Genomic DNA, 12,654 nt, shown 5'->3' with positions numbered 1-12,654 from the left:
AGCATAGGTCGCAGGAATGCCAAAATCTCACTCCAATAACTTGTTAATCATCGCATACTGCAACAAAACAATAGTCCTTGTATCTACTATTTTTCCAGTATTCAGCATATTAACTACTTCTTTAAAAGGCATTTCTAATACTTCAATATCTTCATGTTCGCTATCTAATCCACCTCCATCATTCACTTTCATAGCATCTGTATACTCACCAATAAAAAAATGCATTTTTTCGGTCATCACTCCAGGTGAAGAATAGGCTTCATAAACTTTTTTTACTTCTTTTATCCTATACCCTACTTCTTCTTCTGTTTCTCTAATAACGCAGGCTTTCGGATTATCTTTATCTAACATACCAGCGGCAATCTCAACTAAAAACCCATCGTCATTGTCATTCATATACGTGGGCATTCTAAACTGTTTTGTTAAGATAACGGTTTGCTTTTCTTTATTATAAAGTAGTATGCCAGCTCCATCTCCTCTATCGTATACTTCTCTTGCCTGTGTCACCCATTTACCATCTTTCATTAAATAATCGAAAGTTAGTTTTTTGAGTATATAATAATTGTCTGAAAGCAGTTTGCTTACTATATTTTTAATACGATTAGTTGCCATTTTCAAAAGTACCTCTTGCTTCTCTTTCTATATTTAACTGGTTTACTCTAGCATCTACTTTTCGTTTAAAATCTGTATCTGCAATGGTTGCTACATTATCTAAATAGCGTACTACTTCCTGACGACGAATTTCTGAAAAATCTAAGCCTTTCATGTTTGCACGCATTAATTCCTGAAGCATATTAAACTTGATTTCGTAATCTTGTTTAAAATAAATTTCTGGGTTTTCAAACCAATCTTCTTCTAAATCAAAATCTGTTAAACGTAATGATACAGCACTTTGAATGTTCCTAACATCACGCGATGAAAAGAATGGAAATGCCTTTTGCATGTCTTTATAAAGATTCGCATAAAATAAATGTTCATTCGTTTTAAATTGTTTTTCTACGTTATCATAGATATCATGCACACGCTCTTCGATTGGCTTATTGGAAACATTCAGGATTTCTCCCATGTTTTTTGCCAAGCCCTGATCTTGTAAATAACTATAATTTTCTGGTTCTTGCATGTTTACAAAATCGGGCATGGTTTCGTCTAATTTACGCCACCACAAATGATCTTGATCTAAAAAATCATGTTCTGTTCTTGCTCCATCTATTTTAAATCGTCCCTGTACACGAGAAATCACAGCTTTGTCGAGCATTTCTGGTAGATTAGTAAATAATCCAATCGAACTGTTTCCGTAGTTTACGGCATAAGCACCTTCTGTATAGCGCAAAAATACACCGATTACTTCTTTTACACCTGCCGAAACACCTTGTGCTGTTCGCTCCTGTAAATTATTTTCTGCATCATCAATGGGAGCAAAAATTAATTTTGACGGGTCTTGCATAGGCTTCATCCACTCTACCATTTTTTCTGCCGAACCACCTTGAAATGTACTAATTAGGGTATCTGGCATTGGATGAAACAAAAACGGAATATCTAAAGCATCACAATGTTCTTTAAGTCGTGTTGCAATCGCTGCAATAAGCATACTTTTTCCTGTTCCTGGAATACCATAGCCCATAAAAACGGGCATGAAGCCTCCTAATTCTTGAAACGGATTTTTCTTCGCTGTGAAATCGTAACTTAACATATGTTCTGTTAAACGACGCGCAAAGTGTTTGGCATCACGGTTACCAACAATTTGCTCAAACTTAATTTTATTAAACTCGATACTTTTTGCTGTCCCTTCAAATACATTGCTCCAACCTGAAATGGCAAATTCCGATTTTTCTAACTTATAGGTTCTGTCCTCAATAGTTTCTGTATACTCTAAGCTACTTTTGCGTAGTTGAATTTCATCAATTAAGGCTTCAAAGTACACCACTGTAAAGTCTATAACATCCTTATCTGATTTGATAATTTCTGGATGGTCTAAATACTTATCATAGTAGAATAAACTACATGAAATTCCTTTTAAAGGCGTTAGTAGTGACACTTCTGGAATACCAGCAAACTTCTGCTTCATCACACTTAAATCGTCTGATGCATATGGTTTTAAATCGTTTAATATTTTATAGGCTAAACTGAAAAGCATAAAGGCTGTAGCGGTATGCATTTTACTTTCAAATTCACGTTTACCATTGGTATCTAAAGCCGATTTGTTTTCATTTAAACTCGATAAACCAGACGAATCATAATAACTATCTTTAATCCAAATACCTAATGTTATGCCTTCTTGAACAGCATATAGTGTTTGATTTAAATAAATAGGAATGGCTATAGAATCTGGTAATAAACGCTTTTTTAAAGCTAGAATCGTTTTTGATACCGAGGTTATTTCCGCTGCATGACTGCCATTATTAGCACGAGATAAATACAATAAAATAGACTCGTCCTTAGCATCTTTATCTTTGTTTTTAGCACGCTGACCTTGCTCCCATTGCACACTTTTTAAATAAGAAGACGCTTCATCACGAAGCATGTCGAGTTCGGTTAATTTTATTGGGAATGTTGAGTTGTGCTCCATATACTATGGTTAAGTTTATAAATAGTTTTAGTGATATACATTTTTATTAATATAATAAACTAATTTGTATAACCACTCCATAAAATTAGTATTAAAAGACTAGTTTTTGTTACTTCTTAATGATATTTTTTTCAATTTACTCAGAGATACATTATTTGAACTCTTAAATGCATATGTTCAAAATAAGAAAAGTACTTTAGCCTTTAAAAATTAATTTTTATCAAAACGAAAAATTAAAATGTTTAAAACGAGTTTTTTCATTTCTACATTATGTTTTTTATGTCTAAGTGTTGTGTCCGCTCAAGATATTGTGAACCCTACGGCCCCTGTTGGAGAACAAAAAACCAATTCATTTTATTACGGTTTTGAGGCGGCTGGAGACCTCGCTAAATGGAGAACTACTCAATCTGAAAATTGGATAACCACAACAGAGCGGAAATCGCGAGGTAGTAAAAGTCTAAAATTTACATTGAACGAGATTAGTAATGCTATTGAAAGTTTTGTAACACCCTATACAATCTCTAAAGTTAGGAATGCTGTAAGAGGTGGACAGTCTATGATTATTGTGAGTAGCTATGATGGTAGGATGTTGGGCATTGACTTTGGAGGCAATATCCTTTGGGATGTTGAATTAAAATCTTCAACTAGCGATGAACCCTCTGGCGTTGGAAACAATGATATTTTTTGTTACGATTTAAACAATGATGGGAATGATGAAATTTTAGTAGCAAGTGCCGACGGTAAATTATATTGTTTAGATTCTCAAAATGGTACAAAGCTTTGGGATACATTTTCTATTTCACAAATAAGCGGAGTAACCCCAATGTATGCTGTTTGTGTAGTAAAAAAAGAAGGCGCTCCATACATTGCTTGTGGCAATTTTGATAATAGCATTTACTACTTAAATGCCGATGGCTCTTTTAATAAAGAAGTTAAATCTGAAAACTATTCAAACTTTAAAATTTTTGGAGATAAAACATTCAATCTTTTTAAAGACAACTTGCATATAGCTAATTTTTTAAGACCCATTCCGCAAGATGCCAATAACGATCATCTGGGCATGATAGCGACTAACAATAGCATGCAAGTCAAGGGTACTTTTTATCAATTTGAACCTTTAGAAGATTTACCCATTCAAATCCCTGGGGCGGCAACCAACGTGGGCATAGTTTTAAACACCCTTAAACCAATAGGTTATTTTAAACTGGTTAATAATCCATCAGATAATAAACCTATCATACTTTTGGGTAACAGCACACAACGTAACAGATCTGGAGCATTCACACTAAATCCAGATATTGATAATTACACCTCTACATCAAGTGTTGGCGGACAACCTATTCAAGGGGTATTAGTGGATTTAATAGGAAATGGTTACACAGACGTCAATGGCTATCGTGTTCCTCAATCTGAAGTGGTTAACACATCTTCTGGATCTATATTCTTGACGCTTTTTGGCTCTGATATCATCATTCAAGATGAAAACTTAACATCGAGCAGACGTATTCAATCTTCATTTGCTTATAATGACTTGTGGAAAGACACGGTTTCTGGGAAACTATTATTTGCAGGAAGCCAATCTGGTGGTAGTTGTGTACATGTTATTGACACTATGAATCCTGATTGGGAACAAAACTATGTGAATTTAGTTCCTCCAGGAAAAATAACAACATTATTGGATAACGTTGAAACTATTAAAACTCAAGTAGCTTCTTACGTAAGACCAAGCTATGAAGTGCCATCCTCACCAAATAATGTATACTTTGTTACTGGTTTAAGTAACAATACTAGTAATTCTACTAAAGCATTTATAAATACCATGGAAGCCATAGACCCTATTAATGGACCTAAAGTTCTAGAAAACGTGTTTAGCCAAAGATATAGAAATTGGGATAGAGCTTCAGATATTTCAAGTGTTAAATATCAAAACAAAAGAGATAGTAGGTTTACGTATTTAGATTGCGACGAAGACCCCGATATTTCTGTATGTAGTAATGATTATAAAAATGTTACTCAAATTAGAATCGATGCATTAAACAGAAACCCACACGGCGTTTCTTTTTGGGGCGGACACGGTAATGACCCTTCCCCTTTTTCGCAACCTGTATTAAATGAGATTTTTACAGCCGATATTAGTAAACAAAAAGTACTAATATATCCTGAAATTGTAGATAAAGATCCAGAATTTGAACAGTTCATGGATGATTATTTTTATGAAATAACAGACAATGTAAAGACTAATAACTTAAATGTAAAAATGCATGTTAGAACCAAACATACATTTTGGCAAGGTGATGTTCATACAGCTGCATGGGATAGGTTGATTTCTGGTGAGTTTGCAGATATTTTCATACCATCAATGGAAGAAACTCAAGATAAATCGATGGAACTGAGCGTTGCAGGAAGAATGGGAGTTTGGATGAGTGGCGCTGTGAATAACTGGGGCTCTCGAAGCGTACCTGATAATGCTTCTTATGATAGATTACGTCAGTTTTGTCACCCCAGAGCCAAAAATCATTATTTACGACATACCATTTATTCACTTGCAAGTGGAGCTACCCACTTTAATAATTTTGAAACGTTTGAGAGTTCTTGGATGAAGTTAGTTTTAGAATTAACAGCAAAAGGCGCTATCTATGTCCCTAAGCGTAATCAACTGCTCAGTATTTCTCCAGTGCATTTAAGCATCCTTAACCCAGACCTTCAATATCTTTATAAATCGACTTCAGTGAAGTTCCTAACAGGGTTTGATAAAACCGCTGGAGAAGAAAAATTTGTCTTTGGAAGATTAAGCGGAGCGTTTCCTGGGGCTAAAAACACAGAATACGATTTTTCGACCTATGCTGCTGGTGCCAAAGAAAGACGTTTAAACTTTATTCCAGCCTATGAAAATGGTATGGTTTTAATAACACCTCCTGATGTTCCTAGCGGACAAACACAACCTGTTAGAGGTAAGTTGGAGGATCACATGCATCCTTTTTATTCAGGAAAGACAAAAGAATACTTTACTGACGGTAAAAAATATTACTCAGATTATAACCAAACAGCATCTTTCGACCCAGATAGCAACTATTATCAAACAATAAAAACAGACATAGAAAATAGTGCCGATTTGCTTCCTATAAAAGTATCAGGGAATGTGGCTTGGGTAGTTTGTCAAACCAATAAGCGGCATTTACGTTTAACTCTTATTGATTCGGGGTATTTAAATCCACATGGAGGTACTGCTAAAGTTCAAATTAATACTTCGGAAATTAGTGTTTCGGGCATAAAAAATGTGCTCAACCCATCTGAAACATATAGTGGTAATACTATTGATATTGAAGTACCTTTAGGAGGTTTCAAATTTTTTGACATCACACTTTCAAGTGATTATTACTAAAAAACTAAGCATGAAAAAAATAATGTTTTTTATAGTTATACTAACTGTAGCCATTAATTTTGGCTATTCACAAACTGTGTATTCCTTTAATTCTTTTTCCTCGGTTCCAAGTTCGCGATATACGCTTGCTGAAAATACAGATCACAGCCTACATTTAAGTATTTTTATTGAGTCGGACGCTACCTTAAATGGTTTTAAAACGACTTTGGATGGTGGCCATGAACTTATTTGGGATTTAACGGCGTTTAATAAGAATGAATGGATAGATTTAAAACACGATTTTACAACTACTGATGAATTGGTAAACCCAGTTTTTAATATTGAAATAATTGATGATAATACCTCAGGAACTGGTTTTGGAACATTTTTTATTGATGATATTAAAATTTATGATAATTCATCATTATCTATTCCAGATATAGAAAATGAAGTTAGTATGACTCCTAATCCAGTTGAAAATGTTTTAACTCTAACAAATATACCTGTTAATTTTGAAATAAAACTTTATAGCATTTTAGGAACTGAGTTTACGGTAAAGAAAATTGATAATGACAATGGGGTTAACCTAGAAATGTCTGAATTATCTTCTGGGGTGTATATTTTGAAAATATTAGACGAGAACAGAACTTTTACCAGGAAAATTATAAAAAAATAGAAAAGGGTATTAAGGCTTTTCTATTTTTAAACCAGCAATTTCAATAGGTGGTTTTGCCAAATTATTCATAATCTCTGGTGTTTTATTATATAATAATTGAATAATGCGGTGTGGTGCAAATACATATTTTTGTTTAAATACACCGTTCCATTTTTGAAGGATTTGTTTATTAAAAAAACGACCTTCTTTAAATTCACTTCCAGATTCAACTTCATCAATTTTAAGAGATATCGCGTAGGATTCTAAAGGAATATCTTTTTTTCCTATGCCTTCTAAAACGGCATGTGTTATATCGTTTTCATCTTTTGCAAATACATTATGCACAGGCCCTAAATCAATACGTTTTAAAAGCTTTGGTGATACTTTTGGTAATTTTCTATCTATAGTATATGCCATGGTATCTAAACTCATTTTTCTATCGGCTGTCGTTTTCAAAACTTCATAAATGTCATCTTTATAATCTTTTACATCTGTTCCGCTATAATTGAAATACATAAAACAGATAAACGGTCTGTTGTGTGAGACATCATAAAAACTCCAGCTAGTCATGTATTTTGTATCTATACCTTCTGGTGCACTTAAAATTTTGCCTTGTACAAAACGGTTAAAGATATATTGTTTCTTTACTGATGAATAATATACTATAGATGCAGCCTGGAATAATTTACTTTTCTTAATAGGCTCCTTTTTGCGCATTAATGTTTCTAAAAACTCTTCTTTTAAAGTGCTAATGGGTGTTAACCTTCCTAAATAATCATCCCGCAATTCTAAATCGTTAAACAAATATCGAAATTCTAAATAGTTAGGAAACCCTGAATGGGTTAAATCGACTTTCATATTATCCTCATCATCATACATATATTTTATACGCATGGCTTCTATGGAATATAATAACAAGTCGCTATACTGCTTAAATAATTTAATTTCTTGACTATTACATAGCTCTTGTTGTTGTACGGCAACCACAAGTTCTTTAAATGCAAAGTCGACCATTTTATGATAGAAAACATACTGTTCTTTGGAGTCAAGAACTGCTGAATCTAATGGTGTTACAATGTGATTAATGGACATTTTATTTATTAAAAGTGAACTAGTAAAAGTAAAACGTTCTTACTCGTTTATCAATTAAATTAGTTGAATAGCACGTTAAGGATAGAGGCATTGTTGAAGCTCTTTTTTGTTTTTCTCAAAAAAAGCGACTGCCGAAAGCCTGACTTTTTACTCATAAGTATCATGTTTTTAAAATATGATACTTATGAGTAAAAAGTAACGCTCAAATTATTAAAATATTTATAGTTTATTTGATTGAGATTCCTGCCTTTACTTCGACTACGCTCAGTATAAACTCCAGAATGACAATTAGCTCAATAAATCGTCGTCGCTTGATTCTGGTTTTGGTTTTCCTTCTGGTTCGCCATTATCTCCTTCTAATGCTTTATTAGGATCGACTTTATAATAATCTTCAAAAATCTCTTTCATATCGATACCATAACGTTCTGCAAAATTCTTTTGAATATCACTGTCTTTTGCACGAATTTCCTGTAAAGCCTCTGCGTAGCTACTGTATACGCCTTGCATTACTTTTTCATGAACTGGAATATTATCCATCATATCTTGACGCGCTTTAGCACTTGCTGTATGCATAGATGCTAGAGTTTCACCTATATGTTCATCTGTTTTTACTCCCAGGTGTTCTAAAATAGCTGCAAATTCTTGATCGGTTCGTGCTTTTAAAGCGACTACATAACCGTCATAATATTTTAAACGCTCTTCGGTATCACTCTTTAATTTTGCACGATGCGTTTGTAGGTTGCTACGCAAAGAGGTTAATACTTTAATAGTTAAATTATGCTTGTGTACGAAACTATCTTTACTTGCTGCTAAGGTGGTATACGCGTTTTTTAAACCTTCTAATTCTTCTACTTTTTGCTCTAGAGTCGTTACTTTACCAACGGCTTGTGCATAGTCTGCAGATTGTTTATCTGCAATATCTTCAAGTTCTTGTCTTGCTTGTTTTAATAAGGCGTATTGCTCTTCTAGCTTCGCTTCTACTTCTTTCTTCTTCTCTAAAGCTTTTGTATGATTTTTAGTGGCTTCTACAATAGCATCTTGCAACTTATCTTCTACTTCCTTAATCTCTACTTCGCGATTTTTTAATCTGCTTACGGCTGCTTGAGATTTATATGATAATTCGCTTAATAGTGTCTGAATATCTGCGCTTTCAATACGCTCTTGAAACATGGCTTTTGCTTTATTATCTGCAGCTGCACGTATTTTTTCTGCAGTTTTAAGTTCTTCTTGCGCCTTTTTTATTTTGCTTTTGCGCCCCCAAAGGTTATTCCACCATGTATCTGGTTTTGCTTCGGCATCTTCTAATTCTATTTTAGCACGCTCTAGCGCTTTTTGAGCATCGTCTATTACTTTTTGCTCGGTAGGATTAAGTGCTGAGAATTTTTCGAAAATGATACCAACTTCGTCTTGATAGTCGGTTAAATCTTTAATAGCATCTAAAAGGGTTGATCTATCTTTTTCTGCCATGTGTACCACATCATCTAAGGTGGCATTTAATATTTTTTGTCGAACTTCCGGATCATCTTCTTGAGACAATTTAGATTTCATAGTGTCAATGGCTTTTCCCCAATTAACATCTACTTTTTCTGTTTTCTCGTTAGAATTGGTTTCCAATAAATCAAAATCGTCAGACATAAGGTTAGAATGTTTTTTTAAATTATATATATTTTAGATAAGCAATGTCGTTAAAAAAAATCAATTTTAAAAGCAAACAAATGCTTTTAGACACCCTTTTTACCGAAATAAGTTCAACACAAACTAAGAAATGACAATTAAACGGATAAACGGAAATCTCAAATTTTAATTTGTGAGGTAATTTCTCAACTTACAGTACTTTAACTATTAGTATAATTTGTTGTTAAAATGTTACATTTTTTTAAGATTTCACTATTTTTTTATGCCCTAAATGGCTACTTTAAAATTGCCTTCTAAATAAATTATATTATATTTGAGTGACTATTAATCAAAGACATACGATAATATATGTTATCCAACTATTCGACTATATTTTTATTAACTCCCTTATTAATTAACCAATCTGATATTGTTACTGTACTAATCATTGTTGTTCTCATTTTTTCAATTTTATTGATTTTAGGTGTTAGAAAATCCTATAAACTAAAAAAGGAAAATGAAAAGTTAAATAGTATGGATACAAAAATGCCTGATGAAGAGGAAACTTATAAAGATTTTACCGAGGGGCATATGTATGACAACAAATAAAAAACGCCCACTTTTCAGCAGGCGTTTTAAAAATTTATCTTACTAGTTTTTTATACTTTATTCGTTTTGGCATTAAATCGCCACCAAGACGTTTCTTTTTATTTTCTTCGTAATCACTAAAACTACCTTCAAAGAAATAGACTTGAGAGTCTCCTTCAAAAGCAAGGATGTGTGTGCATATTCTATCTAAAAACCATCTATCGTGCGATATAACTACAGCACAACCAGCAAAGTTTTCCAGCCCTTCTTCTAGTGCTCGTAATGTATTTACATCAAGATCATTTGTTGGCTCATCCAAAAGTAATACGTTGCCTTCTTCTTTAAGTGTCATGGCAAGGTGTAAACGGTTTCTTTCTCCTCCAGAAAGTAATTTTACTTGCTTATTTTGTTCGCTTCCTGAGAAATTAAAACGACTTAAATAAGCTCGTGAATTTACTTGTTTTCCTCCCATCATAACCAATTCTTGCTCATCACTAAAGTTTTGCCAAATTGATTTTTCTGGATCTATATTGGAATGACTTTGATCTACATAAGCTATTTGGGAGGTCTCTCCTACTTTAAACTCGCCTTTATCTGGCGTTTCTTCTCCCATTATCATTCTGAAAATAGTAGTTTTACCAGCTCCGTTTGGTCCAATAACCCCAACAATTCCTGCTTGTGGTAGATTAAAGTTTAAATCATCGTATAACAATTTATCATCATACCCTTTACTAACACCTGTAGCTTCAATAACATTGGTTCCTAACCTTGGTCCATTAGGGATGTATATTTCTAGTTTTTCGTCAAGTTGTTTTTGATCTTGACTCATTAACTTATCGTAATTCTTTAAACGTGCTTTTTGTTTGGTTTGACGGCCTTTGGCACCTTGTCTTACCCATTCCAACTCACGTTCTAAGGTTTTTTGACGTTTAGATGCTGTTTTACTTTCTTGTGCTAAACGTTTTGATTTCTGATCTAACCAAGAGGAATAGTTTCCTTTCCATGGGATACCTTCTCCTCTATCTAACTCTAAGATCCAACCCGCTACATTATCCAAAAAGTATCTATCGTGCGTTACTGCAATCACAGTCCCTTTATATTGTGCTAAATGATGTTCTAGCCAGTGTACCGACTCTGCATCTAAATGGTTGGTAGGCTCATCTAATAACAATACGTCTGGTTCCTGCAAAAGCAAACGACATAGTGCTACACGGCGTTTCTCTCCTCCGGAAAGTACACCAATTTTCTTATCACCATCTGGAGTACGCAAGGCATCCATAGCGATTTCTAGTTTGGTATCGAGTTCCCAAGCATTGGCTGCATCAATTTGATCTTGAAGCTCTGCCTGACGGTTCATTAACTTCTCCATTTTGTCTGGATCGGAATACACTTCTTCCAAACCAAACATGTCATTAATCTTATTATACTCGTCAAGAATAGCAACAGTTTCGGCAGCACCTTCACGTACTACTTCCATCACTGTTTTATCATGATCTAGCTTTGGTTCTTGCTCTAAAAATCCAACGGAGTAATCTTGTAAAAAGGTGACATCTCCTTGAAAATTTTTATCAACGCCTGCAATGATTTTTAATAATGTAGATTTACCTGAACCATTAAGACCTAAAATTCCAATTTTAGCTCCATAAAAGAAGCTTAAATAAATATTTTTTAATACTGGTGTATTGGCACCTTGAAATGTCTTGGTTAAACCAGACATTGAGAAAATTACTTTCTTATCGTCGCTCATTATTAATTATTAATTTATAGTCGTAAGACTTAATATGTGATAATTGTAAATAAAATAAACAGGAAACACTAAACTCTTCCTTTTAAAGCATTAAAGACCCATGCATTAGCAAAAAAGCCTACACCTACTGCAGCAAAACCCCAGCCAGCAACATCATCATATCTAAAAGCTCCAAGACCAATCAATGCTAGTCCTACAAAAATCATTACCCATGTAGCCCAAGCTAACACAGTGTTCTTATTCATTGCCATAATAAATTCTTCATTTTTGGCGCATCCTTGCTAATTAGGACAAGGCAGGCTATTTACTACACCTTTTATGACTATAAACATTTAATATATAGCATATTGCATGTTAAAAAAGATGTTGTTTTCTACCCTTTTACGCAGTTAGAGGAGCAAATATCGTATTTTTAAATAAAAAAGCATCCATTTCTGGATGCTTTCTTGCTATTAATAATATAACGCAGTACATTATAGTTCATTTTGATATTATAATCCGACATCAATAAAATTGCTTTATAAACTTTATTTTTTTGAGTTTTATTGTATGTAGTTTAGGCTTTTCACTCTGCTAGGTCAATTGCAAATAGCTGATATGGCCATGGATATCCATCTGCAGGTGTCTATTGCGGCTTGATCCATACTAGATAATATGGAGCCGGATTATTGTTGCTTTCGGTAACTACTGGTTCCCAGTGGTCAATACCTTTGACATCCATATCTTCAAAAGCGATATATCCCCAGGTTCATTGACCTGTATACTAGTGGTTGTGTCTTGAAAACCATCAAGAGCCTTAAAGGTAAATGTAGCATTTAAGACAGTGTCTAGATCGATGTTATAACCAAGTTCTAAAACCTCTTTTAAACTTAAATGCCCTTAATTTTTTGCTTGCGATATACAGTATCATAGTAGCTAATCGTATGACTGGTTAACACTTTCTGCATGCTGCTTCTTGTAAGTTTGTTTACTTCGGCTTCTGCTCTACTGAAACTAATTATGAGGTTCGTTGATATGATATGTTTTTCATC

General features: G+C 33.8%; 9 protein-coding genes. 3 read left to right on the top strand and 6 right to left on the bottom strand.

Annotated elements, in window-relative coordinates:
* Positions 1 to 27: 27 nt before the first annotated feature.
* Together EM932_RS14900 and EM932_RS14895 are read right to left on the bottom strand one after the other, a co-directional pair.
* A complete protein-coding gene (locus EM932_RS14900; protein ID WP_135877994.1) occupies positions 28 to 612 on the bottom strand; it encodes an NUDIX domain-containing protein in 585 nt (194 codons plus the stop codon).
* Positions 602 to 2,566, bottom strand: coding sequence for an AAA family ATPase (locus EM932_RS14895; RefSeq protein WP_135877993.1), 1,965 nt, complete (start codon positions 2,564 to 2,566; stop codon positions 602 to 604). Before EM932_RS14895 ends, EM932_RS14900 begins: the two co-directional genes overlap by 11 nt.
* Before the next feature lie 238 nt (positions 2,567 to 2,804).
* On the opposite strand from EM932_RS14895, the gene EM932_RS14890 reads away from it, so the two are divergent.
* A complete protein-coding gene (locus EM932_RS14890; RefSeq protein ID WP_135877992.1) occupies positions 2,805 to 5,948 on the top strand; it encodes a PQQ-binding-like beta-propeller repeat protein in 3,144 nt (1,047 codons plus the stop codon).
* Positions 5,949 to 5,958: 10 nt separating this feature from the next.
* Positions 5,959 to 6,603 carry a T9SS type A sorting domain-containing protein gene (locus EM932_RS14885; protein ID WP_135877991.1) on the top strand — a complete coding sequence of 215 codons (645 nt, stop codon included), beginning with the start codon at positions 5,959 to 5,961 and terminating at the stop codon, positions 6,601 to 6,603.
* 9 nt (positions 6,604 to 6,612) lie between these two features.
* Here the strand turns inward: EM932_RS14885 and EM932_RS14880 are convergent, their stop codons facing one another.
* Positions 6,613 to 7,674, bottom strand: a complete 1,062-nt coding sequence (locus tag EM932_RS14880) for a hypothetical protein (RefSeq protein ID WP_135877990.1) — start codon at positions 7,672 to 7,674, stop codon at positions 6,613 to 6,615.
* Between the two features lie 288 nt (positions 7,675 to 7,962).
* Complete coding sequence (locus EM932_RS14875; protein WP_135877989.1) at positions 7,963 to 9,309, bottom strand: coiled-coil domain-containing protein; 1,347 nt, start codon at positions 9,307 to 9,309, stop codon at positions 7,963 to 7,965.
* A 348-nt stretch (positions 9,310 to 9,657) separates the two neighbouring features.
* Between EM932_RS14875 and EM932_RS14870 the strand changes: the two genes are divergently transcribed.
* Positions 9,658 to 9,897 (top strand): hypothetical protein, encoded by a 240-nt coding sequence (locus EM932_RS14870; protein ID WP_135877988.1) that lies wholly within the window; start codon positions 9,658 to 9,660, stop codon positions 9,895 to 9,897.
* Positions 9,898 to 9,931: 34 nt separating this feature from the next.
* On the opposite strand, the gene ettA is transcribed toward EM932_RS14870, so the two are convergent.
* Positions 9,932 to 11,623 carry an energy-dependent translational throttle protein EttA gene (gene ettA / locus EM932_RS14865; protein WP_135877987.1) on the bottom strand — a complete coding sequence of 564 codons (1,692 nt, stop codon included), beginning with the start codon at positions 11,621 to 11,623 and terminating at the stop codon, positions 9,932 to 9,934.
* Positions 11,624 to 11,691: 68 nt separating this feature from the next.
* Positions 11,692 to 11,874 carry a CAL67264 family membrane protein gene (locus tag EM932_RS14860; RefSeq protein ID WP_135877986.1) on the bottom strand — a complete coding sequence of 61 codons (183 nt, stop codon included), beginning with the start codon at positions 11,872 to 11,874 and terminating at the stop codon, positions 11,692 to 11,694.
* Positions 11,875 to 12,654 lie beyond the last annotated feature (780 nt).

The organism is Flavivirga rizhaonensis, assembly GCF_004791695.1.
Lineage (GTDB): Bacteria > Bacteroidota > Bacteroidia > Flavobacteriales > Flavobacteriaceae > Flavivirga > Flavivirga rizhaonensis.
Note: the sequence above shows the minus strand (reverse complement) of the source record. Positions and strands in the feature narration are given on the sequence as shown.

What these genes read in the sequence shown, in the direction of transcription:
- EM932_RS14900 (WP_135877994.1), bottom strand. Translation starts at nt 612, where the DNA reads ATGGCAACTAATCGTATTAAAAATATAGTAAGCAAACTGCTTTCAGAC.
- EM932_RS14895 (WP_135877993.1), bottom strand. Translation starts at nt 2,566, where the DNA reads ATGGAGCACAACTCAACATTCCCAATAAAATTAACCGAACTCGACATG.
- EM932_RS14890 (WP_135877992.1), top strand. Translation starts at nt 2,805, where the DNA reads ATGTTTAAAACGAGTTTTTTCATTTCTACATTATGTTTTTTATGTCTA.
- EM932_RS14880 (WP_135877990.1), bottom strand. Translation starts at nt 7,674, where the DNA reads ATGTCCATTAATCACATTGTAACACCATTAGATTCAGCAGTTCTTGAC.
- EM932_RS14860 (WP_135877986.1), bottom strand. Translation starts at nt 11,874, where the DNA reads ATGGCAATGAATAAGAACACTGTGTTAGCTTGGGCTACATGGGTAATG.
- ettA (WP_135877987.1), bottom strand. Translation starts at nt 11,623, where the DNA reads ATGAGCGACGATAAGAAAGTAATTTTCTCAATGTCTGGTTTAACCAAG.
- EM932_RS14885 (WP_135877991.1), top strand. Translation starts at nt 5,959, where the DNA reads ATGAAAAAAATAATGTTTTTTATAGTTATACTAACTGTAGCCATTAAT.
- EM932_RS14870 (WP_135877988.1), top strand. Translation starts at nt 9,658, where the DNA reads ATGTTATCCAACTATTCGACTATATTTTTATTAACTCCCTTATTAATT.
- EM932_RS14875 (WP_135877989.1), bottom strand. Translation starts at nt 9,309, where the DNA reads ATGTCTGACGATTTTGATTTATTGGAAACCAATTCTAACGAGAAAACA.